Genomic DNA, 23,536 nt, shown 5'->3' with positions numbered 1-23,536 from the left:
GCCTAAAGGCCACCAATGTGATGGGTGCCGCGTTCCTTGGCCAACTGCATCTGCTTCTGACGTTCGCGGAAACGGGCCTTATCGGCGGCAGTGGTTTCATCAATGCATTGATGGCAGGACACACCTTGTTCGAATGCAGGATGCGTACGATCTTCGGGCATAATCGGGCAACGGCAGGCGTGGCATAAGATATGCGGTCCTTCTGCCAATCCGTGTCCAACGCTGACGCGCGCATCAAAGACAAAGCATTCGCCGTCCCACTTGCTCTCTTCTTGGGGCACATCTTCAAGGTATTTCAGAATACCACCTTTCAGATGATACACATCCTCAACACCTTTGCCGAGCAGGTAATTCGTTGATTTTTCGCAGCGAATCCCGCCAGTACAGAACATGGCAACGCGTTTGTTGTGAAAACGGTGCTTGTTGTTTTCCCACCATTCGGGGAATTCACCGAAGCTCTTGGTTTCCGGGTCAACGGCCCCTGCGAATGTACCAATCGCGACCTCATAATCATTGCGCGTATCAATAACGGCCACATCTGGCGCGCTGATCAGGTCGTTCCAATCGGTCGGATCAACATAGTTGCCAACCCGTGCAACGGGGTCCACATCGGGCTGACCCATCGTCACGATTTCCTTTTTTAGCCGTACTTTCATGCGATGAAAGGGGGGTAGGCTGGCAGAGCTTTCTTTCCAGTCCAGATCAACACATCCGGGCAAGGCGCGAATATGGGCCAACACGGCGTCTATGGCTGTGCGGTCACCTGCGACAGTGCCGTTGATACCTTCTTTCGCCAAAAGAAGCGTCCCCATCACCCCCTTGGACTTGCACAAATCCAACAATGGGCCTTGTAAAGCGGCAGGATCATCAAAGCGCGTAAAGTGATAAAGAGCAGCGACAATATACATGTGGTTTCAGATACGCCTGTCTGTTCAAAGGGGCAAGTCACCCGATGCTGCGATGGCCAGACCATCTGCAACAGCGGTAAAGGCTTCGGTCCGCTCAAGGCTGGCATTGGGGAACATTGCGATCATTACATCTTCGACGACTTTCAACAGGCTGGAGCCACCAACAAATACCACCTTGCTGATCTGCGCCGGAGAAACGTCCGCCATCTGAAGCGTTTCGCGCCCGCATGCAGCGATTTGTGCGGCATGGTCAGCTAACACATCATCCATCGCCACTTGCGTGATCTGCGCCCAAAGCGCTGGTTCGACGATCCGCAAATCAATACCCGCCTCATCCAAGTCCGGTTGATTAAGTTGGATTTTCCCCGCCTCAACCGCAAAGGCCAGATCATGCCCTAGCTCCATGTCCAGTACCTGCTTTAGCCGGGCAAAAAGCGCTGGTTCGATCCCCAGTTTCGCGAAATCTGCGGCCATCCGTCTATTATCAGCGGTGTAGACGAATGGGATTTTTTGCCATGTTGCGAGGTCATTGAAGATTGCATTTGGCGCCATATGGCGTCCATCGCCTAACGCATTGCGCACCTCTGCCCCGCGACCCAATAGCGGCATGACTTTGGAAATACTGATGCTGCGATCAAAATCTGTACCACCGATACGCACGCCATGGCTGGCGATGATGCGGGTCGTGTCGCCGTCACGTTCAAACACGGAAAAATCCGACGTGCCGCCACCAATATCCACGATCAGACCAAGATCACCTTTGGCAAGCGGCCCGCTGGCCAGCGCCGCTGCCTCTGGCTCAAACATGAATGAAACATCTTTATACCCGGCCATCATGTAAGCCGCGCGCAGGTCATGTTCTGCTTGTGCATTGCGCGCCGTATCTGTTGAGTGAAACCTGACCGGGCGACCGGACAGAGCCACATCGTAGGTCTGTCCAGTTTCCGCTTCGGCCCGTTCCCGGATCATGCTTAAAAACCGCGCGACGACCTCGATCAATGTTAGTCGTTCATAGGCAATCTGACGTTTCTCGTGCATCAACGGCGTGCCAAGCACAGATTTCAGTGCACGCATGAACCGCCCTTCACGGCCATCAATCAACGCTGCATTTGCGACCGATCCGTAGGTCGTCACCTTGCGGTCGTAGTCAAAAAATACAGAGGTCGGCAACGTCTTGCGCCCCGGCTCAACCGTAATCAAATGCGGTTGGCCCGCGGCCATTATTCCCGCAGCAGTATTGGAGGTTCCAAAGTCGATACCCAAAATCGCCATCTTAGCCTCTATCAAATACGAAAGACGCGGCTGATATGAAATCCGCGCGGTCCTGACAAGTGCTGTTTTGCGGCGACCCAAACAAAGCGGTCGCAGACCCGGCCAGAACCCGCTATTTTATGATCAGCAAAATCGGAGCGCTGTATGACCCACGCCTTACTCGCCATTGATGTCCAGAATGATTTCTGCCCCGGCGGGGCGCTGGCTGTCGCTGGTGGGGATGAAATCGTTGCAGGGATTAACACGGCCATGGCCGGATTTGACGCCGTGGTCCTGACACAAGACTGGCACCCTGCCGGGCATTCGTCGTTTGCATCGACCCATAATGCCGCCCTGATGAGCATGACAGAAATGCCTTACGGTCCGCAGGTCCTATGGCCCGATCATTGTATTCAGGGCAGCACCGGCGCGGCGTTCCATTCTGATCTGCAAACCAACCGGGCTGATTTGATTATCCGAAAAGGATATAACCCTGAAATTGACAGCTATTCCGCCTTTTTTGAGAACGACAAGACGACACCCACTGGGCTGGAAGGATATTTGCGCACGCGCGGCATCGATAAACTGACGTTGGTGGGGCTGGCGACGGATTTTTGTGTAAACTATTCCGCCGTGGATGCAGCTAAGCTGGGATTCGATGTCAGCGTGAACCTGGCGCTGTGTCGCGCGATTGATTTTGACGGCTCGCTTGATGCGGCCAAGTCTGGCATGGCGGCGGCTGGCGTGACACTCGCCTAGCGGCCCTTGCCAGCAAACCACACCGAAGACACCCCCGCGACCATGATGATGGCAAGGCCCACCAGGCTGAGGCTATCGGGCCATTGCCCAAAGACAGCCCAACCAATAACCATCGCTGCCAACAACTGGCTGTAGATAAGCGGCGCGACCACGCCCGCAGGCGTAGTGCGGTTTGCCAAGACCAACAACAGATTGCCGCCAGCAGAACCCAAGGCTGAGATCGTGATCAACCCGAAAAGGGGTAAGGTGATTTGGGGTACAGGCGCGAACGCAAACGGTGATAACAGGATCGCGCCAATCAACAGTTGCGAAAACAACAGGAAACGGGGCCGAAAGCCACCTGCCAACCACCGGGTCGCCACCAAATAGGCCCCATGAAAGCACCCTGCTAGAATGGCGAAACCCATGCCTGTCGTCATCCCGAACCCCGGGCGGACGACCAGCAAAACCCCTGCAAAGCTGATCAGCAAAAGGAACGTCCGCAAAGGGGTAATCCGCTCACCCAACAATGCGGCTGACAGAAAATAAGACACTACAGGTCCGACGAAAAAGCCCGCAAATACATTTGCCATCGGTTCCGTCTTTAGTGCAGTCAGAATACTCACGATGCCACCGACAATCAGACCGGCGCGCAGATACAACCGCCAGTCGCGAAAAAGGGCCAGATCAGCGCGGACCAAACCGCACAAAGGGGCAAGCAAGGCGGCTGCCAAAGCAAACCGCGTCCAGGCGACAAAAGTTTGCGGAAATCCCGCACCTGTCAGTACAGTCGCCGCCGCGTCGCCGCCCACAATCAGGGTCATCGCTAGAACAACCGCGCCAACCAAACGAATGGAATAGGGTGAGGTTGTCATGGAACAGGGATGCCTTTTTGTGCGCTGACGCTGGGCTTAGATCACATCAAAGACTGGCTTGCGACGTAGAACAACAAAATAAGTCCCAGCATCAGGCCGCCCAACGCCATCATCCGGCGCCCCTTTTTCTTTTGGGATGCAATGCGGGCTGTCGCCAGATCCTGGTCAAAGACCGGTCGTTTCTTGGGTGGCGCCAGCAGCGTGTCTTCAACAGGTTCGGCTGTCGCCATGGCATCCATGAAAGCATCAAAGTCAAAACCGCCCCATGCGGCATTTGCCAGATCGTGGGTTTCAAGGTTGGCCGTCAGCCGGTTGATGACAGCGATGCGGGCATCTTCATCACGCATCGCGAAATGTCCTGCAGGTGCGCCGCTGTCGAACTGTTTCAATGCGAACCCGCTGTCAATAAAGTAGGTGCGAACTGCCGTGTCGGCCGCCTTCAAGGCGGTAACTGTATCGGGATCACGGAACATTGCCACCTTTTCGGTTGCGACCCCTGTGGCCTCTAAATCCCCAAATTGGTCAGGTAACCCGTCGGGTGTTAATGCGACCATGTCGAAATCGTAACGCAATGCCATGTCTTGACGGCCCCCTTGCCACACCAGCGCCCTCTTGATCTAACACGTAAGCGCCGACAGGGGGAACCGAATATGGTAGATATCGCGACACGGGTTTGGAATCACAAATGGAAGATCGACCCGATTGTACGGTCGTTGATTGATACGGACTTTTACAAGCTGTTGATGTGCCAGTCCGTGTTCCGCAATCACCCCGATACTCAGGTCACATTTTCGCTGATCAACCGGACCAAAACCATTCGGCTTGCGGATCTCGTGGATGAGGGTGAGCTACGCGAACAGCTGGATCATATCCGTTCTTTGCGATTGACCCGTGGCGAAAGCACCTGGCTTCGCGGGAACACATTTTATGGTAAACGCCAGATGTTCACCCCCGCTTTTATGGAATGGTTCGAGAAGCTTGAGCTGCCGCCTTATCACTTGGAAAAAAAGGATGGGCAGTACGAGTTGACGTTCGAGGGCACATGGCCAGAGGTCATGCTATGGGAAATCCCGGCGTTGGCCGTGATCATGGAACTTCGCAGTCGTGCGGTCCTCAAAGACATGGGCAAATTTGAACTTCAGGTACTTTACGCCCGTGCCATGACCAAGCTGTGGGAGAAAGTCGACCGGCTGAAGGGTATTCCAGATCTACGGGTTGCGGATTTTGGTACCCGGCGCAGGCATTCCTATCTGTGGCAGGACTGGTGTGTGCAGGCGATGATGGAAGGGTTGGGACAGAGCTTTACAGGGACGTCGAATTGCCGGATTGCGATGATGCGCGAGATTGAGGCGATTGGCACAAACGCGCATGAGCTTCCTATGGTCTATGCGGCGCTGGCAGAAACGGACGATGCTTTGCGGCAGTCGCCCTATGACGTCCTTGCCGATTGGCACGAGGAACATGATGGTAATCTGCGGATCATTCTACCTGATACTTACGGCACCAAAAGGTTTTTGGAAGGCGCACCTGATTGGCTTGCTGGTTGGACAGGTATCCGGGTTGACAGCGGCGATCCTGCGACCGGGGCTGAAACCGCCATTAACTGGTGGCTTTCGCGCGGCGAAGATCCACGTGAAAAACTGGTGATCTTCTCGGACGGGCTTGACGCTGACAAAATCGTCGAGCTGCATCAACAGTTTGTTGGGCGCTGCCGGGTTAGCTTTGGATGGGGCACGATGCTGACCAACGACTTCAAAGGCTTAGTCGCTGGTGATGCACTCGCGCCTTTTTCACTTGTATGTAAGGCCGTTTCTGCAAATGGACGTCCAACCGTCAAGTTAAGTGACAATCCCAAAAAAGCGATGGGCCCGCAGGAGGAGATCGCGCGGTATAAGCAGGTCTTTGACGTCGGCGCGCAAGACGCTATCGACGTGGTCGTGTAATGATGACCGCCATCTATCAGTTGGCTGGCTTTAGGTCATAAAATCACTGCGGTTTAGACTAGGCTACCGCCGCCTCACCTTGCTGATTGTCGTAGGCCACCTGCGCCCGGTTTTTGCCAGCCTGTTTTGCCAACAGTAATTGCGCGTCGGCGAGATCAATCATTTTTTGCGGTGGCAGATTTTGCTTGGTCCAGATCGCCCCAATGCTGATTGATACGTCAAATGTGTGGCTGTCAAACCCAAAGGCCTGATTTGAGACGCAGGCACATAATCTATCCGCCACATGACGCACGTCAGCAGCCTCAAGCCGGGGCATGTAGATTGAGAATTCATCACCACCATGCCGGGTGAACAGAGCTTCGCCGCGAACGCTGTCTTTAATACGTGCCGCAACAATGGCCAATGCAGCATCGCCTGCACCGTGGCCATATGTGTCATTCACATATTTAAAGTTGTCGATGTCAAAATAGAACATCGCATGCCCCATTTTCCTGTCATATTGCGTCGCACCGATTTCTTCATCCATCCCGCGGCGATTTAGCAGGTTGGTCAACGAATCCGTTTTGGCCGCGTTAATTAACTGTTCTGTATACCGCAGTTGGTGCACCCCGTGCCGAAACACCAAACCGATGACCACCATACCAACGACATTGACAAACAATAGCGTTGGAAGAACCGATAGAAACAATGTCATGGCAAGTTCATATGGCAATACGAAGAACGCTACAGCAGACAGCGTAATGGCTAAGCCAAGGAATACATCATGCAGAACAAGGTTTTTGATACGGCCTTTGGTCATTACTGTCCAAAGATACGCCAACCCAAAGGCAAGGATAAGGCCAACAATACCCGCACCCATGCCTGTCCCACCGATCAAGATGCGACAGACCAATCCAATGCCAAGCGTGATTAGTCCTGCCAAAGGGCCAACAAAGGCCACGGCGGCGCCAACCAGCAAAGTACGTGTATCAAAAATCAATCCATCCCCAAGTGACAGGGGATTGGTCATGCCCATCGCAACGACTGTTCCGAACAATATGCCGAAAGCCACTTGCTGATATGTCGAGTCGTAGAATTTGCGCAGTACAGCGTTGAAAAGAAATGCCATGCCAAGCAGCGCGACAATGGGTGGGATCAAGACTTGAATCTGTAGCATAAAAGGCATCCGCTAAACGACTGCCACCACTGTTTGCGATTCCTATTAATATCTTATGACGATACGGCGTATTTTATTCATTAACCTTTCCGCGAAGCGCTTTTACTTCGGCGCGGGCTTTTTTACCGGCCAAACGGCGTTTCACGGACCCGTAGGTTGGTTTGGTTGCGATGCGGCGTTTGGGCTTTTCGCATGCGCGCTTGATCAGTTCGGCCAGCCGTTCGCGCGCGATTTCGCGGTTACGGGCCTGACTGCGGGTGTCTTGCACAAACAGAACCAGCGCGCCGTCTTGCGTCCAGCGCCGCCCAGCCAATCGTTTCAGGCGCGCCTTGACCTGGGCCGGCAGATTGGGCGATCGCGCCGCCTCGAACCGTAACTCGACAGCCGTTGATACCTTGTTAACGTTTTGCCCGCCCGGACCAGAAGATCGGGTAAAGCTTTCGGTCAGCTCCCAATCGGCAATCTCGATCTGGTTGTTCACGCGTATCATCTTGCCTTAAAAACTCCCGCCGATGGCTCCGGCATTGGCCACGGGGGCCGCAATTTCGTCTGCTCACACTACATACGCCAGTTTCGCCAAAGAAAAAGGGCCACCCCTGGCTGTGGGATGGCCCTTTCCTGAATTACGGAGGTGGGTCGGTTAGGAACTCCACCTTAGGTTATCTTCAGCCAAGGACTGCCCTAGCTGCGATCCTCCCAAGTTGTCCCGACACACTTCTCCAATACCTCATGATGCACTGGATCACCTCCTTTCAAATGTTTCGCCTGAAAGGAGGTTCGCACAGATTTGGTATATTTCAAGTAAAAAAACACCTGATGTCGTGTTTATGCGCCCCGCAGCAAAAGACGCGTCACAATGATGCGAAATGGCACCAAAGCAAGCAGGGCGATGATCAGCTTTACGCCCCAGTCCGCCACGGCCAAAGTCACCCAAAGCGGCATGTCCGGGCCGGTCAGCAGAAATGGTGCAGCGTCTTGCGCCCACATCACTTCTTCTGCAGCAGATGCGCTGAAGCCGTTGAAGACAGCGGCAAACGCGATCGAAAAGAAGATGGCGGTATCGACGGTCGATCCCACAAGCGTGCTGCCCAAGGGCGCTTTCCACCATGACCCTGCATTCAGGCGTTGGAACACGACAATGTCCAACAACTGCGCGATCAGAAATGCGGTGGCGGAACCAATCGCGATCCGCAGGGCAACCGCCGGATATGTGAACCCGTCGCCTTGCAGCATGATCTGGCTACCGATTAGTGAACAAATGATACCTGCGATCAATCCCGAAAACACAACCTTCCGCGCCGCACTTGGTCCGTAGACCTTGTTCATTATATCGGTGACCAAAAACGCGAGCGGATAGGTGAACGCCCCCCAGGTCAGCAGCCCATCAAGGATGAGGAATTGCACAAGAATATTGGACGCCACAACAATAGTGGCCATGGCGATAACGCCGGGAAGGATACGTGTCATTTGATTAATCCGTTTTGACAAGGGTGCGGCACTTGGCCCCCGGATACCGGGGACAACGGCGGCCTAAACCCCTTCGCCTAATCCGTCAATTGGTATTCGACGACTTCGGTCCGTTGAAACATCCGAAAGTTGTCGTCTGAAATGAGCGTCATGCGTAGGCCACTGGCATCTTGCCAGACACTGATGCCTTCAAGATTGTCATGGGTGCCAAGCCCCGTTTCGAAGACCAGTTTTTCGCCACTTCCATCAAGGGCAAAGCGCCGGACACGATTGCGAAAGCCGATCCCCACGAAATCGCGTTCAAGCACATAAAGCAGCCCATCCGGTCCAATATCAGCGCCCGACACCACGAATGGGCCGCGCCGCGGAATGGTGAACGGCTGATCCCAGTGTCCTGCATCAAACCGAAAAACGGGAAACGGTTCGGTCGCCCGCCCGGACCGTTCCGGCATGGTATAAAGCGCCCCATTGGGGCCAACAGCCAACGCTTCGAGTGAGGCATTATCCTGCATTCCGGCAAAGGCTGCGTTGGTGATCAAGTCGGATGCTGGTTCAAAACCGTCGTCAAATGCACGCAGCCCATGCATCCATTCGAACGATATATAGGTTAGCCCATCCGCCGCAATCGCAAGCCCTTCGCTATCGCTGTTTGCCCGGTCTAGTGGGATGCCAAAAGCGCCGCGCAATCGTCGGATCGGTCCAGCCTCGATCCCGACAATGGTGCCGTTTTGTCGTTGGAACGCGCCGCGCATAATGGTGCCTCTGTCGCTAAGGGCGACAAATTCGGCCCCATCATCAGACACCTCGATCCCTGAAAAGCCGCCAAAAGCGGGGTCCGCTATGGTCCATTCATAACTGGCGACAAATGTGGCGTCCGCATAAACGGGCACGGCCCTGAAAAGGGCCAGAAGGCATATAAGACGCAGCAATTACTGGGCGTTCAGAACGGCAAGGCACTGACCGGGCAGGTTGGCCATTGTTAATTCCGCGCGTGGCGTGGGTGGTGGTGCGTTGGGGTCAGGGGGTGGTGGATTTAGAATGCGGTCAACCCACGCCTGTGCGTCGTCACATCCATCGCCCGGCGGCGGCGGGGTTTGGTCCGTGCAGCCTGCAGCGCCGTCAGGGCAATTCAGACGCACATGAAAATGGTAGTGGTGGCCCCACCAAGGCCGCACTTTGTTCAGCCAACTACGATCACCGGTGGCAGAGTTGCACATCGCCACTTTTGCACCGGGAAAAATAAATATGCGTGCCGTGCGCGGGTCAGATGCCGCGGCTTTGATGATTGCTTCGTGTTGGGGAGTCCAACGATTATTGGTGAATGCGCCTGCTTGCCTACGCATAGAGATGGACGAAAGGTTTTCACGCTCTGCCACCGTCAGATTAAGCCGGTCCGGCGGCAGCATCCAAAAATCAATATCCAGACCGGTCTGGTGGCTACGGTGACCGGTCAGCATCGGGCCGCCGCGTGGTTGGCTCATATCACCGACATAAAGCCCTTCCCAGCCGGGTTGTGTCGCGGCAAAACGGCTAAGATCACGGACATAATCAAGCGTATCAGGTTGCGCCCAGTTGCGGTTGCGCGACAAGCGCATTGCCTGCCATGTCGGTCCGGTTTCCTCTAACTGCTCACCACCTGCCTGACAGCCGCGAGCGTAGCCGCCGATGGGTTGTGGCGATTGCGGGGATCCTGTTGGCATTGCGCCAAACAGGTTCTTGGCAATGCGGGTGTCATTGGCGTTCTGGCTGGCGAAGCTGACAACAGGCGGTTCATCTGCCTGACAAGCGGCCAATCCAAGGCTAAGTACTGCTGCGATTAGGAAGCGGACCATTCTGCGCGATCTCCGTCTTTATTCACCCACCGTAACAACAAAAGCCCGATTAGGAAAAGGAAGATTACAGGCAAGAACCCTAATTGATTATTACCGGTCATGATTGTGAACAAAGTAATCAGTGCTGGTGCCAGAAACGCAGTGGCTTTGCCGGTCAGCGCGAACAAGCCGAAAGCTTCGGCAGGTCGATCAGGATGGGTGTGTCGCACCATCATGGACCGGGAAGAGGCATAAACCGCACCACCCGCACCCCCGATGCAAACACCGCAAATATAAAAGATGATATCGGGCAAGCTGGAGTCGGCGGCCAATGGCACACCAAAAAGCGTCTCGCGGGACATGCCAACGATAACGACAGACACCATAATCAGCACCCAAACCGCGATTCTGATCACTGGTTTCGGACCAACACGGGCATCCGCCAACCCGGACAACCATGTCGTCACAGCGGCGGCAATCGCCGCGATAATCCCAAAGATCCCAATTTGCGTGGTCTGCCAATCTAGCACCAACGCCGCATAAACACCGCCAAAGGCATAAAGCGCATTTAAAGCGTCCCGATAGAACATTGACCCTATGAGGAAATTCAAAAGACTCTTGCGGTGAAAAACAGCCCGCAGCGTTTCCAGAAGTTCAGCCCAAACAGCGCTGAGTTTTGTTGACTTCTTTTCTGCCTTGGGATCATCGCGCACGAACATAAAGAACGGAATGATAAAAATCGCATACCAAAGCGCGATGAAGGGACCGACAAAGCGGGTGCCTTCGCGCAGGTCTGGGTCCAGCCCAAACAACGGGGTCAGGCCAACGAACGTCACCCCTTGATCGTTTTCTGCAAAGAAGATCAGCATAATGAACAGGGACGTTACACCGCCCCAATATCCAAAGGCCGCGCCAGAGCCAGAGATGCGACCGACCTCTTGGTCGTTGCCAAGCGATGGCAAGATTGCATTGACGAAGTTCAGCGCACTTTCGGCAGCAAAAAACCCGACATAGAAGATAATGAGGGTCAGCATAATGGTGGACCCATCAGGCGTTAGACCCCACAGCATAAAAGCAGCCACCACATAGATGACGGAAAAGAAAGCGATCCATGGCATTTTACGGCCAGAGTTATCGGCAAAAGCCCCCAGGAATGGGGCCGTAAACGCGATCATCAGACCCGCAATTGTCTGACCCAGTGACCAAACGGCCTGCGATTGCGCCCTTGCAGCGCCATCTTCCATGCCGGTGCTTAGAAAATATTCTGTTGCGACAACCGCGAAATAAGGTCCGAAAATGAAGGTCAGGCCAAGGGTATAGAAAGGTTGTGATGCCCAATCAAAGGCCATCCACCCCCAGATGCGTTTCTTCGCCACTGCCATCGTCTTGTTCCTGCTCTTCCCTCGCAAGGATAAGACACAGATAAGCTGTGGGCTGGCAAGAAATCTTTACTGCGACGTCCCGTTGTCCTGTGGTGGCCAAGGGCGGGTATTGTCCGCGTCGATCCATGCTTGTACCCACGCAGGCTTTTCAGGGGAAGGCTGATTGACGCCCACCGCGCCAAAGACAAGGGCAGGATTCACAATGCCTTTCTTGTCAGTCACGGCCGACCGATAAAGGGCCTGCACGGCGCATTCGTCACCAATCCAGATGGTTTGTTCGAGATAGAAAAACCGATCACTCCAGCCCACGGCTTTGCTGGCGATGCGGAACTTGACGAACGGTTTGATACGTTTGCGATAGCGCACGGAAGATCCGGCAATGGTCAATGCCCATTTATTCTTGCGCAATGCGCCCAAAAGGCCAACGCGCTGGGCCAGACCCGTGCGGCCAAGGTCCAGAATCGTCAGAATGCGTCCGTTGTTCATCTCTAGGAAGTAATCAAGGTCCTGCGGCCAGCAGCGGTGATGCGACACATGACTGCCCAAAGCATGAAGCGGGGGCATGCGGTTGGCTTTCATGACTTCTTTAATCAAACGTACCATAGGATACATAAGCGGCGTCCTTTGCTTTTGTGAAACAGATGCGCAAGGTTGACGTAAACGTCAACTTTGACCTCGCGGCAACCTTGGGCTTGTCGGAACAGGTCAGAGCGCTTAGGTCATGGCAGGCAAATCGAAGGGCCACATATCTATGCTGACAATTTTCCAAATCCTGCTTCTGATCCTTGGTGTTTTGCGCTTCTTCGTGATCGCCCATTTCATCATGAGCTGGCTGATCCGGTTTGAGGTGCTGAATATCCGGCAAGAGTTTGTCGGTCAGGTATGGTACGGGCTGGAACGTATATTGGACCCGATTTACAGCCGTATTCGGCGTTTTATGCCTGATTTAGGGGGCATTGACCTGACGCCCATCGTTGTGTTGGTCGGGATCGAGATTTTGAGAATTTTCTTGATTAACAACATGATCGCCTTCGCCTAGTCAGGTTCCCGCCAGTTTCATGGATGTGGCGCAGCAAATGGTTGCGTTACGGCAGAAATTGCTGAAAGCTGTACCTTATTGGGGCAACGCGGCGGATTTATCCTGCGCCGCTAAATCAGGAATAGCGACATGAGTTTTCTAAATCTCAGCAAAAAAGGCATCGCCATCGCGCTGTCAGCACAATTGGTTCTGGCCACGCAGGCCGTCACAATGGCGCAGGCCGAAATGCTTGGCACTGATCAGGCGATCAACAAATATACTGCGTTGGCGAACCGGAATACGCTCATGGATGAAATCCAGCGTGATGATATCCGGGCTGAAATTGTGGCTCTTGGGATCGACCCCGCCGAAGCCGAGGCGCGTCTGGCGGCCCTGTCTGATGCAGAGATCGCAACGATGCTGACACAGATGGAAAATGACAGCGCTGGTGCAGACATTGTCGGCACGATCTTTACAATCTTTGTGATCCTGCTGGTCACAGATCTGCTGTGCCTGACGCGGTTCTTCAACTTTACACGGTGCGTGCGCTAAACGTACTTTTGAAACGGTTTGTCTGCCTGCTGATGCTCAGCTGGCTGGCAGCATGCGCGCAGCCGTTTGACCCGGACACCCGACTTAGCATTGATGCACCAACACGGGCCAGTGTGCCTGATGTTCCGCTGATCCAGCAAGAAGCGTTCTATTGCGGGCCGACATCCATTGCGATGGTCATGCAATGGGCCGGATCTGATGTCACACAAGACGATGTCGCAGCGCTTGCCTTTAGCCCCGGCGCCGGTGGCACCTATCTGGCCGACATGATCGGCAGCAGCCGCAGGCTTGGCCAACTGGCGGTTAAAATCAACGATTTTGATCAGTTGCTGGCCGAAGTCACGGGAGGACACCCTGTCATCGTTTTTCAGAACCTTGGGCTTGGCGTGTTGCCCGCATGGCATTACGGCGTGGTCACCGGATATGACTTTGAAAAGGACGAGGTCTATCTGAACTCTGGCCAGCTGGATCAAATGGTCATGGCTTTCGCCGTATTTGAACGGACGTGGCGGCGCGGTGATTATTGGGGTTTGGTCGTTTTGCCGCCCGATCAACTGCCGGTCAGCCCTTCTGAGGCAGACATCTTATCTGCCGCCGCCGCGTTGGAGCGTGTAGAGCAATATCAAGCCGCCGCCACGCTTTATGAAACAGGTGCTGCGCGATGGCCGGAAAGCTGGCTTTGGCAATTTGGTCTGGGCAATGCACGCTATGCGATGGGCGACCTGCGCGGCGCGCGGCGTGCCCTCAGGCGTGCCCGCGCGCTTGATCCATCTATTCCTGAAGTGCGTGCCAACCTCGCGTTCGTAGACGGTGAACTGGCGGGCTAGTTGCTGTGCAACCGAAACGCCCGTAACCCATCGGAAATCTTGCATGGCGCAAATGCGCCGCTTGCAGTCGCCCACGGCCTTTCAGCAAAGTGATGCAAATGGTGTAGTCTGCGCAACAACGCCCGGAGAATCCTGATGTCAGACCGCATTACCTTTACGCTTGATGGCCAATCCGTAACTGCGGAACCGGGCGAAACGATCTGGGAAGTTGCCAATGGACGTGGCCTTGTGATCCCGCATCTGTGTCAAAAGCCAGCGCCCGGTTATCGGTCTGATGGCAATTGCCGCGCCTGTATGGTTGCGATTGATGGCGAACGGACGCTGGCCGCAAGCTGTATTCGCGAACCATCCGAAGGGATGGTCGTGACCACCGATCAGCCGCGTGAAAAGCAGGCGCGCCGGATGGTCATGGAATTGCTGGTTGCAGACCAACCTGCACAAGAGGTCGCCCACGACAGATCATCCCATCTTTGGGACATGGCAGAAACGCAAGACGTGCATGACAGCCGTTTTCCGCAGAAAGAGCCAGACCATATTCCGCTGCTTGACGACAGCCATGTGGCGATGTCCGTCAACCTTGATGCCTGTATCCAATGCGGCCTTTGCGTGCGTGCCTGTCGCGAAGTGCAGGTGAATGACGTGATCGGTATGGCCGGGCGTGGCGGCACGGCTTACCCGGTGTTTGATATGGATGACCCCATGGGCGCGTCGTCCTGCGTGGCGTGCGGTGAATGCGTGCAGGCTTGTCCGACGGGGGCTTTGCTGCCTGCAACGGTGACGGACGAAAACCAGATGGGTGACACCAAAGATTATGACCGCGAGGTTGAAAGTGTCTGCCCGTTTTGTGGTGTCGGCTGTCAGGTATCGCTGAAAATAAAAGACAATAAGGTCAAATTCGTTGAAGGGATAAACGGCCCAGCCAATGAAGGGCGGCTCTGTGTCAAAGGGCGCTTTGGATTTGATTATATTCACCACGATCACCGCCTGACCAAACCTTTAATCCGGCGCGACGACGCGCCTGCAAAGGGGCTAAACGTTGATCCGGGCAACTGGCAAACGCATTTCCGCGAAGCAAGCTGGGAAGAGGCTTTGGATTTTGCCGCCAGTGGGATGAAAGACATAGGCGGCAAAGGTGTTGCTGGCTTTGGTTCGGCGAAATGCACGAATGAAGAGGCCTATCTGTTCCAGAAATTCATCCGCCAAAGTTTCGGACATAATAACGTCGATCACTGCACACGTTTGTGTCACGCGTCCTCTGTTGCGGCGCTGATGGAAAACGTCGGTTCTGGTGCAGTCACCGCGACTTTTAATGAGATTGAGAACGCGGACGTCGCCATTGTCATCGGCGCAAACCCCATCGAAAATCACCCCGTCGCAGCCACTTATTTCAAGCAGTTTACCAAACGTGGCGGCAAGCTGATCGTGATGGACCCGCGCGGCCAGGCGCTCAAGCGGTTTGCGTCGCATATGCTGCAATTCCGCCCCGGCGCGGATGTGTCGATGCTGAATGCGATCATGCACACGATCGTGGAAGAAGAGCTTTATGACCGCCAGTATATCGAGGCTTACACCGAAAACTGGGAAGCCGAGAAAGCGCATCTTGCGGACTTCATCCCCGAAAAGATGGAAGACATCTGTGGCATCCCCGCCGCGACACTCCGCGATGTGGCACGCACCTTTGCCGGTGCCAATGCGGCGATGATTTTCTGGGGCATGGGTGTGTCCCAGCATATCCACGGCACCGATAATTCACGCTGTTTGATCAGCCTTGCGCTGATGACCGGCCAAGTCGGTCGCCCCGGTGCAGGCCTGCACCCGCTGCGGGGACAGAACAACGTGCAAGGTGCCTCTGACGCGGGCCTGATCCCGATGTTCCTGCCCGACTATCAGCCCGTGGGTGATGAGGGCGTGCGGTCCGCATTTCAAGAGATTTGGCAGGAAGGGTCGATTGATCCCAACAAGGGCCTGACGGTCACTGAAATCCTTGATGCAGTACATGCAGGAGACATCCATGGGATGTATATCTTAGGCGAAAACCCGGCCATGTCTGACCCTGACGTTGAACATGCCCGTGATGCGCTGGCGAAACTCAAACATCTGGTGGTGCAGGATATCTTCATCACTGAAACGGCCAATTTTGCGGACGTGATCCTGCCTGCATCCGCCTTTGCCGAAAAGTCAGGCACAGTGACCAACACCAACCGCCAAGTGCAAATGGGCCGTCCTGCGGTGCCGCCACCTGGTGACGCGAAAGAAGACTGGTGGATCACGACAGAACTGGCAAAACGGCTGGACCTGAACTGGACCTATACGCATCCATCCCAAATCTTCGCTGAAATGGCGCTGTCGATGAAATCGCTATCCAACATCACGTGGGACCGTCTGGAAGCGCAGAACGCCGTGACCTATCCGTCACTTTCGCCCACAGACCCCGGTCAACCGATTGTCTTCGGTGACGGCTTTCCGCGCGAAAACGGGCGTGCAAAGTTCACACCCGCCAGCGTGATTGCACCGGATGAAACACCCGATGCAGAGTATCCGATGATCCTGACCACGGGGCGGCAATTGGAACACTGGCACACAGGGTCGATGACCCGCAGGTCAAAGGTGCTGGACGCGGTTGAACCCGAAGCGAATTGTTCCTTGCATCCTTCAACGCTGCGCAAACTGGGGGTGGCGCCGGGTGGCTTGGTCACACTTTCCACACGGCGCGGCAGCATCACGATTATGGCGCGTGAAGATCGGGCCGTGGCCCCTGATATGGTCTTTGTCCCCTTCGCCTATGTCGAGGCGGCAGCGAACGTGCTGACCAACCCGGCGGTTGATCCTTACGGCAAAATTCCCGAGTTCAAGTTTTCGGCGGTCAAGGTCGAAAAGGCCATAAATCCGGTGGCGGCAGAGTAGCAAACCGGGCATGCCCACTTGGGTTTATGCCGCGCTATTGAATAGCAGCGGCCGTTTGGCCTAGCGTCTTTGATGCAGACGGCTGTTTTTACGGCGACCTGCAAGAATAACCAAAGGAGACGCGCCATGCGCAAACTGCCCCTCATCGCCGCCCTGACGGGCCTTGCTTTGCCTGCATTTGCGGATGACGCCGCCCTGTTGATGGGGGTTTCGCGCTATGACGAATTTCGGCGGGTCAGCAACGGGGTAGAGGTGCTGAACTCTGCCGATGATCTGCGCGCTGCGGGATATGCGGTTAGCACGCTGTCCAACGGATCAGCGAATGATATGGACCGGCTTTTGAACCGCTTTGCGGCAGAGGCAACGGATGCAGAGCGTTTGATCGTCGGACTGGCCGGGCGGTTCGTCACGGATGGAACACGCAGCTGGTTTCTAGCGGCGGATAGTGATCGCCCGTCGCCATTCGGGCTTGATGAGGCCGTGTCGATCGAAATGGTGATGCATGTCTTGGCCCAAGCCCCCGGACAAGCGATCTTGATCCTAGGGTATGATCAGGACGCGGATAACGAGATAGGGTCTTATCTGCGCCAAGGTGTTGGCAGACTTGATGTTCCGCAAGGTGTGACGGTGCTGTTTGGCCCGCCGAACGTGACAGATGGCGTTGTCATGCAAGCTGTAACCGAACCGGGTGCTGACGTGATGGCGTTTGTCCGCGATAGCCGGCGTTTGAACGCGACTGGCTATACACCGCAAAGCCTGATTATGCAGTCTGCTGATGCCGAAAGGGAACCATCTTTACCCACAATCGAACCCAGTTTGCGGGCATGGACCCTCGCGCAGGACCGGGACACAGCACAGGCTTACCGCGACTTTATCTTTGACAACCCAGATAGCCCCTATGTGACCGAGGCGCGGCGCAAACTGGACCAGATCGAACGTGATCCTGTGCGATTGGCCGAGATTGAGGAAGAGAGGCTGAACCTGACGCGCAACCAACGCCGGGCGATCCAGCGCAATCTGACATTGATGGAATTCAACACCCGTGGCGTGGATGGTATCTTTGGTCCCGGCTCGCGCGGTGCCATCCGCAATTGGCAGCAAGACAATGGGTTTGCACAGACGTCTTTCCTGACGACAGAGCAAATTAACCGCATTGATGCGCAGGCCCGTCGCCTTGCCGCAGAGGCGGAAGCCGAAGAAGAACGCGCCCGCGAAGAGGCCCGCGCGCTTGATCGCGACTATTGGGAAGAAACTGGTGCGCGTGGCACGGTCGCAGGATATCGCGCCTATCTGGAACGCTATCCTGAAGGTATCTTTGCCGACCAGGCGCGTGAAAGGCTTGCTGCGACACAAGAGGAAAACAATGACGAAGCGCGCGCGCGAGAGCAGGCGCTTAATATAAATCCGGTTTTGCGACGCCTGATTGAAAACCGGCTTGAGCAGTTGGGTTACAACCCCGGGCGGGTCGATGGCCGCTTTGACAACAACACCCGCCGCGCTATCGCCCGGTACCAGCGCGATGGCAGTTTGACCGCCACAGGATATCTGGATCAAGCGACGCTTGCACGGCTGCTGGCAGATACATTCGGGCGGTAGCAAGATAAAGGAACGGGGTGCGCGAATGCCGGATGGGCCGCCCCGTTTCACTCTGACATTGCCATCCGTAAAGCGGGCGCTCTGTTGCCAGAGCGCCCGATCATTCATTTCAATTGTGGCTTATTGCGCGCGGACATAGCGTTCAGCCAGCAGCCGAATGAAGCCCTGCCCACCTTCATACTGGCGCACACCGATGATGTAGGTCCCCGCCTGTAGGCGGGCCGCAATCAGACTATCCAGCCCATCGCCATAATCATCATTCAACCCAACCTGACGGCCCAGATCATCATAGACCACAAGCCACGGGTCGCTGTTGCCATTGGCAATCGCTTCAACCACAAGAAGGCCCGCGTCTTCAAAATCGATACTGAACCAGGTGACATCCTCGGTCGCTGACACGTCTTGGCGTAGACGCGACGTCAGTGCGCCCAGATCTGTGACGGGGATACTGCCGTCAAGAGGTGGAGCAGCTTCACCGCGGGCATAAAGGGCGCGCAGGGCCTCTTCGGCATCATATTCGCTGATGCTGACGGTGATCGGCATGTTATCATCGTTCAAAGAGGTCACCGCAAGACAATAGGTGCCCGCAGCCAAGCCATCAATAAAATCGAGCCGCGAATTCAGCCCGTCGTAATCATCGTTTTCATCGATATAAGTCTCACCCGGTCCATAAAGCGTGATGACCGGATCAGCGGATTCGTTTTCAGCGACAATAGTAATGGGTGTCTGGCCATCAAGCGTGAAGCTCCAGTAAGGCGTGTCATTGACAGAGGCCGAAACGCTAGTGCCAAGATCGCCGTAAGGGGTGGCACTTTCACAACTGCCAGCGGGATCACTGCCGCCACTGGTGTCGATCCCATCAGTCAATGGCTCTTGCTCTTGGCGGCCAATACGCACAAAGGCGGTCATGGGGCCGCCGTCATAGCTGCGCATGGACATGCAGTAGGTGCCTGCCTCTAGTGTGGTTTCAGCGCGAGACGCAGCATTGCCGCCGGAATCATCATCAGACAGGATAATTCCACCCGTACTATCGAGCAGGTCAATGATCGGATCGCCAGAGCCACGGCCTGCGGCCTCAACCCGGACGTCTGTGGGGGCGCTGAGGGTAAAAAGCGATACATATTCGTTGCCGCCCAGAACCAGTGCCATCTGTTCGCGGTACACATCCGCAGTTGTAATGTCAGAGCTGGCCTCATCGCCGCCGATCCATTGGCCATTGCTGCCAAAGCCGCCGCAAATGTCTTGGGCAATGGCGGGTGCAGCGGCGCTAAGCATCAGGGCTGCCATCGCGGTTGTTTTGAGGGTGAAGCGGGTCATGGGGCACATCCTTTGTCGTTGCACATGATTTATTGTGGTGCAGGGTAACGTGACAGTGACAAGATTGGCTAGGGCGGATTGGGAAAAGTCCTGAAAACCGGACCTTTTTTATGTCCGCTACGGTTTGCTGAAATGAGCGTTCCAAAGCGCCGTTCGCGCGTCATCGCGCGCGTTGTAGGCCCTAATGGCTTCATTTAGGTCAGCGTGCAAATCAATGGGTGTGTCCTGCCCGATCCGCGCAATTTGCTGAGTGTACCATGCGGTTATTCCGCCTTCGGGCGGATTGCTAAAGCGCGGGAAGGGCGGTGGTGCGCCGCCATCGTGCCAAGTCGTGGGCAGGCTGGGATCCAGAATAAAAGCCCGCGCCAGACCGATCATGTCGGCAGTACCCGTTTCCAGCAGTGCGACCGCCTGTTCTTTCGTCTTGATCCCGCCGGTCAGCATTAACGGTATGGTGGTCTGCGCCCGCGCCGCTTTGGCAAAAGCTGCAAAGTAAGGGCCGTTGCCGGTGCTATCGGATGCGGATTTGGCACCAGGAAAGTAGGTCCCACCACTGATATCAATCAGGTCGAGCGATGATGTGTCCAACATGGCAATGACGGCCAGTGCGTCGGTTTCGGTGAAGCCGCCATCCAATTGGTCGGTTGCGTTCAATTTGAGGATGACGGGAAACGCGGGACCCACGGCATCGCAAACGGTTGCAATCACCTCAAGCAGCAGACGCGCGCGATTGGCCAGGCTGCCGCCATAGCCATCGGTGCGTTTGTTAAAGAGCGGTGACAGAAACTGACTAAGCAAAAATCCATGGGCTGCATGGATTTGCACACCACCAAAGCCAACGGTCTTTGCATGCAGCGCGGTGCGGGCGAATTGCGCAGGCAAGTGTTGGATTTCGCCCGCTGTCAGGGCCGCGCAGGTCAAACTGGGCAGTGACAGCGCGCTGGGTCCCTTCGGCGTGCCGATCGGGGGATGCGTCATCGCGCCTGCGTGGCCGAGTTGCGCAAACAGCAGGCCGCCATTCTGGGCTCCTCGCTGGGTAAGTTCCCGCAATAAACTGTCGTCAGATTGCAGCCCCAGCACCAGATTGCCGGGTTTCTCTGCCGCATACGGATCGCCTTGGACTTCACCAATGATACTCAGCGCGGCACCGCCTTCCGCCCAGCGTTCATAAAGCCTGATTTGCTTCGACGTCGGGTTGCCGCAGCCGTCGCCCAGTGAATCCGACATTGCCGATTTTGCGAGGCGGTTTTTGAGGGTGACACCGCAAGGAAGCGTCAAAGGGGAAAACAGTTGTGCGTTTGTTATCATCACCTGACGTTTGGCATTTGTGAATGCAGTGTCAATCCCATGCCGCTATCCGTCTTCAACGAGATCGCTGGCGCCGAAGCCACCAACTAATAACTCTGTCTCTGTGCCTCCCGCGAATGCACCGGTAACGGATGAATCGACCTGCTCTGACGTATTGCCGAGGACCAGCCCGCCCAAGACAGCGTCTGTGCCGCCAAAACTGGCGATCCCAGACATTTGGCCGCCGTTCGTGATTTGTCCGTTCATGGTCAGGCCACTGCCGTCGCTTGACCCTCCGGTAAAGTCCAGATTGTCAAAGTTAATCTCGATGCTGAGGTCACCCCTGACGTTTTGCGTATTGCCCGCGGTCTGCGTCCCATCTGACCCCGTCGAGATGTCCGTGACATGCGCCAGTCTGAAGCTTCCATCGTAAGTCCCGGTGCCAGCAGTAGGGACCTGTCCTTCGATCCCCCTGAAGCTGGGTGCAAATACGGCAAGCCCCGCATACTCGCCCGTTTCTTCAAGTTGTCCGTGCTCAAAACCAAAGAACCCAGCCTGATTGGTGCCTTCAAAAAAGAGGAACACCGTGGTGCTATCGGTTGTCGTGTCGAACGCCACTAACGCATCATTGGCGCTGATAATGCCATCTGCCTGCGTGACTTCGGCACTTATCGACGGGGGCACCGGATCGGCGGGGCCGTCAGAATGATTACCGCAGGCGGTAACAAGGCTTAGGGCAATAAGTGAGATGCAGTTTCTTGCGAACATAAGACAGGTTCCTTTCGGGTTATACCGGCCTTACGTGTCAGCTTTGCGCTTTATTCCGTTTGGTCACTCACATTGTGTGAGTCACAAACAAAAAAAAGGCCGCGCCATCGGCACGACCCTTGTTCCAAATCTGCTATGCTCAGGTTAGCCCTGACGGGCCTTGAACCGGCGTTGCGTCTTGTTGATCACATAGACGCGGCCCTTACGGCGCACGATGCGGCAATCGCGGTGGCGCTGCTTGAGCGAGCGGAGGGAGTTACGTACCTTCATGGTCGTTTCCTATCTGTCGCGGCGCGCGGATTGCGCCTTGGGGTTGCTGTTCAGGCCTTGCGGCCCGGTGAATTCATGGTGGACGATACTGGGATCGAACCAGTGACCCCTTCGATGTCAACGAAGTGCTCTACCGCTGAGCTAATCATCCATGTCATCTGCGTGTCACCATCGTCCCATAACGAAATAGGACGCGGGGCGAACCGCGTCAGTCGTGCGGTCTATAAAAGGAGTCGACAAAGGGATCAAGGGCTTTTGGTATTTTCCCAAAACGCGCTATCTATTGGCACGAAGGGACGAACAACGTGCTAAAATCAGCTTACAATCTGACCCGCCCCAAGGCCCGCACGACAAGTGTTGTCTTTGCCTCTCCGCACAGTGGGCGCGATTACCCTGACGCCTTTTTGCGCCGCGCAGTCCTGAATGCAAGCGAGATCCGGTCGTCAGAGGATGCTTATGTCGATCAACTGTTCGCAACTGTACCAACACAAGGTGCCCCGCTGCTGACCGCCACTGCCCCACGCGCTTATCTGGATCTGAACCGTGGTGCCGACGAGCTTGATTCTGCTTTGATTGAAGGGGTGCGGCGCAGCGCGCACAACCCGCGTGTTGCCAGCGGTTTGGGTGTCATCCCGCGCGTTGTTGCAAATGGACGCCAAATCTATCGCGGCAAGCTGACCTTGGTCGAGGCCCACCAGCGCATCGCCCAATACTGGCGCCCCTATCACGACCAGTTGCAGACGCTTCTGGACGAAAGCAATAACGCCTTTGGCGAAGCTATTTTGATTGATTGTCATTCAATGCCGCATGAGGCGCTGGAAAACGTAGGTTCCCCCGGTAGCGCACGCCCTGATGTCGTGTTGGGTGACAGGTTTGGCGCAACTGCGGCTGGGTCAATCGTGGAACGGGTCGAGGCCGCTTTTGCCAGCGCGGGTTTGCGTGTGGCGCGCAATATGCCGTTTGCCGGTGCCTTTATCACGCAGCATTATGGCCGCCCATCCCGCCAGCAGCACGCCATTCAGGTCGAGATTGATCGCGCCTTGTACATGAACGAACGCACGTTAGAGCCGAATGACAACTTTGCGGCTTTCAAGACCCTTCTGACGGGGGTGATTGCTGAAATTGCGCAGATTGGTCAGGCGGATGATCAAAAGGTCGCAGCAGAATAGGGATCATCTGCCAAGTGTGAGCCGCGTTGCATCTGTCCCATGCGGCAGGTAGCCAAAGATGCGGATGACATCATCAATTTTCCGGCCAACAAGGCTGCTAGCATTCATGCACTCATACGGGCGGCTATGTCCCCCTCAAACGCAGTCATCGGCGACGGTTCAATATATGCGATATCGTCGTAGCCCAGCCAATAAGCCCCGCGCCCGCTGATCGCCCAGGTCGAATTGCCCGACGACCGCTATCATTGGGGTGTCTTGATCATTCAGTTGATTTAGGTGCTGGTCAGAATAGCCTAT

Annotated in this window: 23 protein-coding genes and 1 tRNA gene; 8 read left to right on the top strand and 16 right to left on the bottom strand. The window is 55.5% G+C overall.

Annotated features, from left to right (window positions below; translation table 11 throughout):
* Window positions 1-2 precede the first annotated feature (2 nt).
* A complete protein-coding gene (gene trhO / locus RCCS2_RS04545; protein WP_008231738.1) occupies window positions 3-908 on the bottom strand; it encodes an oxygen-dependent tRNA uridine(34) hydroxylase TrhO in 906 nt (301 codons plus the stop codon).
* Between the two features lie 24 nt (window positions 909-932).
* Window positions 933-2,180 (bottom strand): Hsp70 family protein, encoded by a 1,248-nt coding sequence (locus RCCS2_RS04540; protein WP_037293181.1) that lies wholly within the window; start codon window positions 2,178-2,180, stop codon window positions 933-935.
* A gap of 144 nt (window positions 2,181-2,324) precedes the next feature.
* Here RCCS2_RS04540 and pncA point away from each other — a divergent pair, with 144 nt between their 5' ends.
* The gene (gene pncA, locus RCCS2_RS04535; protein ID WP_008231736.1) at window positions 2,325-2,918 is read left to right on the top strand and encodes a bifunctional nicotinamidase/pyrazinamidase; all 594 of its coding nucleotides are present in this window, start codon (window positions 2,325-2,327) and stop codon (window positions 2,916-2,918) included.
* Here pncA and RCCS2_RS04530 read toward each other — a convergent pair.
* Together RCCS2_RS04530 and RCCS2_RS04525 are read right to left on the bottom strand one after the other, a co-directional pair.
* Window positions 2,915-3,772 (bottom strand): DMT family transporter, encoded by an 858-nt coding sequence (locus RCCS2_RS04530; RefSeq protein ID WP_008231735.1) that lies wholly within the window; start codon window positions 3,770-3,772, stop codon window positions 2,915-2,917. The two genes, pncA and RCCS2_RS04530, sit on opposite strands and share 4 nt — an antisense overlap.
* Window positions 3,773-3,813: 41 nt before the next feature.
* The gene (locus RCCS2_RS04525; RefSeq protein ID WP_008231733.1) at window positions 3,814-4,350 is read right to left on the bottom strand and encodes a hypothetical protein; all 537 of its coding nucleotides are present in this window, start codon (window positions 4,348-4,350) and stop codon (window positions 3,814-3,816) included.
* A 72-nt stretch (window positions 4,351-4,422) separates the two neighbouring features.
* Here RCCS2_RS04525 and pncB point away from each other — a divergent pair, with 72 nt between their 5' ends.
* Complete coding sequence (gene pncB, locus RCCS2_RS04520) at window positions 4,423-5,715, top strand: nicotinate phosphoribosyltransferase (protein ID WP_008231732.1); 1,293 nt, start codon at window positions 4,423-4,425, stop codon at window positions 5,713-5,715.
* Window positions 5,716-5,773: 58 nt separating this feature from the next.
* On the opposite strand, the gene RCCS2_RS04515 is transcribed toward pncB, so the two are convergent.
* The 7 genes from RCCS2_RS04515 to RCCS2_RS04485 form a co-directional block, all read right to left on the bottom strand.
* Window positions 5,774-6,871 (bottom strand): GGDEF domain-containing protein, encoded by a 1,098-nt coding sequence (locus RCCS2_RS04515; protein ID WP_198007005.1) that lies wholly within the window; start codon window positions 6,869-6,871, stop codon window positions 5,774-5,776.
* 73 nt (window positions 6,872-6,944) lie between these two features.
* A complete protein-coding gene (gene arfB, locus RCCS2_RS04510) occupies window positions 6,945-7,361 on the bottom strand; it encodes an alternative ribosome rescue aminoacyl-tRNA hydrolase ArfB (RefSeq protein WP_008231730.1) in 417 nt (138 codons plus the stop codon).
* A gap of 335 nt (window positions 7,362-7,696) precedes the next feature.
* On the bottom strand, window positions 7,697-8,338 hold the full coding sequence (locus tag RCCS2_RS04505) for a queuosine precursor transporter (RefSeq protein ID WP_008231728.1): 642 nt from the start codon (window positions 8,336-8,338) through the stop codon (window positions 7,697-7,699).
* Window positions 8,339-8,415: 77 nt separating this feature from the next.
* Window positions 8,416-9,228: an esterase-like activity of phytase family protein gene (locus RCCS2_RS04500; protein WP_232204228.1), complete on the bottom strand. Its 813-nt coding sequence runs from the start codon at window positions 9,226-9,228 to the stop codon at window positions 8,416-8,418.
* A 39-nt stretch (window positions 9,229-9,267) separates the two neighbouring features.
* Complete coding sequence (mepA, locus tag RCCS2_RS04495; RefSeq protein ID WP_008231724.1) at window positions 9,268-10,170, bottom strand: penicillin-insensitive murein endopeptidase; 903 nt, start codon at window positions 10,168-10,170, stop codon at window positions 9,268-9,270.
* Window positions 10,155-11,531 (bottom strand): MFS transporter, encoded by a 1,377-nt coding sequence (locus RCCS2_RS04490; RefSeq protein ID WP_008231723.1) that lies wholly within the window; start codon window positions 11,529-11,531, stop codon window positions 10,155-10,157. The genes mepA and RCCS2_RS04490 overlap by 16 nt, the downstream gene beginning before the upstream one ends.
* 66 nt (window positions 11,532-11,597) lie before the next feature.
* Complete coding sequence (locus tag RCCS2_RS04485) at window positions 11,598-12,143, bottom strand: acyl-CoA thioesterase (RefSeq protein ID WP_037293178.1); 546 nt, start codon at window positions 12,141-12,143, stop codon at window positions 11,598-11,600.
* A 139-nt stretch (window positions 12,144-12,282) separates the two neighbouring features.
* Here RCCS2_RS04485 and RCCS2_RS04480 point away from each other — a divergent pair, with 139 nt between their 5' ends.
* The 5 genes from RCCS2_RS04480 (at window position 12,283) to RCCS2_RS04460 (ending at window position 18,428) form a co-directional block, all read left to right on the top strand.
* Entirely contained in the window at window positions 12,283-12,570 is a 288-nt protein-coding gene (locus RCCS2_RS04480) for a YggT family protein (RefSeq protein WP_037293176.1), read from the top strand.
* 129 nt (window positions 12,571-12,699) lie between these two features.
* The gene (locus RCCS2_RS04475) at window positions 12,700-13,101 is read left to right on the top strand and encodes a PA2779 family protein (protein ID WP_008231717.1); all 402 of its coding nucleotides are present in this window, start codon (window positions 12,700-12,702) and stop codon (window positions 13,099-13,101) included.
* Window positions 13,089-13,928 (top strand): PA2778 family cysteine peptidase, encoded by an 840-nt coding sequence (locus RCCS2_RS04470; RefSeq protein ID WP_232204227.1) that lies wholly within the window; start codon window positions 13,089-13,091, stop codon window positions 13,926-13,928. The genes RCCS2_RS04475 and RCCS2_RS04470 overlap by 13 nt, the downstream gene beginning before the upstream one ends.
* A gap of 135 nt (window positions 13,929-14,063) precedes the next feature.
* Window positions 14,064-16,832, top strand: a complete 2,769-nt coding sequence (gene fdhF, locus RCCS2_RS04465; RefSeq protein WP_008231714.1) for a formate dehydrogenase subunit alpha — start codon at window positions 14,064-14,066, stop codon at window positions 16,830-16,832.
* A 126-nt stretch (window positions 16,833-16,958) separates the two neighbouring features.
* Entirely contained in the window at window positions 16,959-18,428 is a 1,470-nt protein-coding gene (locus RCCS2_RS04460; RefSeq protein WP_008231713.1) for a peptidoglycan-binding domain-containing protein, read from the top strand.
* Window positions 18,429-18,548: 120 nt separating this feature from the next.
* Here RCCS2_RS04460 and RCCS2_RS04455 read toward each other — a convergent pair whose 3' ends face one another.
* From RCCS2_RS04455 to RCCS2_RS04440, 5 genes are all read right to left on the bottom strand, one after another.
* The gene (locus tag RCCS2_RS04455) at window positions 18,549-19,745 is read right to left on the bottom strand and encodes a DVUA0089 family protein (protein ID WP_008231712.1); all 1,197 of its coding nucleotides are present in this window, start codon (window positions 19,743-19,745) and stop codon (window positions 18,549-18,551) included.
* A gap of 117 nt (window positions 19,746-19,862) precedes the next feature.
* Window positions 19,863-21,053, bottom strand: coding sequence for an oxidoreductase (locus RCCS2_RS04450; protein ID WP_008231710.1), 1,191 nt, complete (start codon window positions 21,051-21,053; stop codon window positions 19,863-19,865).
* Window positions 21,054-21,098: 45 nt separating this feature from the next.
* A complete protein-coding gene (locus RCCS2_RS04445; protein ID WP_008231709.1) occupies window positions 21,099-21,800 on the bottom strand; it encodes a hypothetical protein in 702 nt (233 codons plus the stop codon).
* A 144-nt stretch (window positions 21,801-21,944) separates the two neighbouring features.
* The gene (ykgO, locus tag RCCS2_RS18110; protein ID WP_008231708.1) at window positions 21,945-22,070 is read right to left on the bottom strand and encodes a type B 50S ribosomal protein L36; all 126 of its coding nucleotides are present in this window, start codon (window positions 22,068-22,070) and stop codon (window positions 21,945-21,947) included.
* 76 nt (window positions 22,071-22,146) lie between these two features.
* Window positions 22,147-22,221 (bottom strand) — tRNA-Val (locus tag RCCS2_RS04440).
* Window positions 22,222-22,375: 154 nt separating this feature from the next.
* Here RCCS2_RS04440 and RCCS2_RS04435 point away from each other — a divergent pair.
* The gene (locus RCCS2_RS04435) at window positions 22,376-23,239 is read left to right on the top strand and encodes an N-formylglutamate amidohydrolase (RefSeq protein ID WP_008231706.1); all 864 of its coding nucleotides are present in this window, start codon (window positions 22,376-22,378) and stop codon (window positions 23,237-23,239) included.
* The last annotated feature ends 297 nt before the right edge of the window (window positions 23,240-23,536 follow it).

The organism is Roseobacter sp. CCS2 (assembly GCF_000169435.1).
Taxonomy (GTDB): Bacteria; Pseudomonadota; Alphaproteobacteria; order Rhodobacterales; family Rhodobacteraceae; genus Yoonia.
This window is presented reverse-complemented; position numbering and strand designations above follow the sequence as displayed.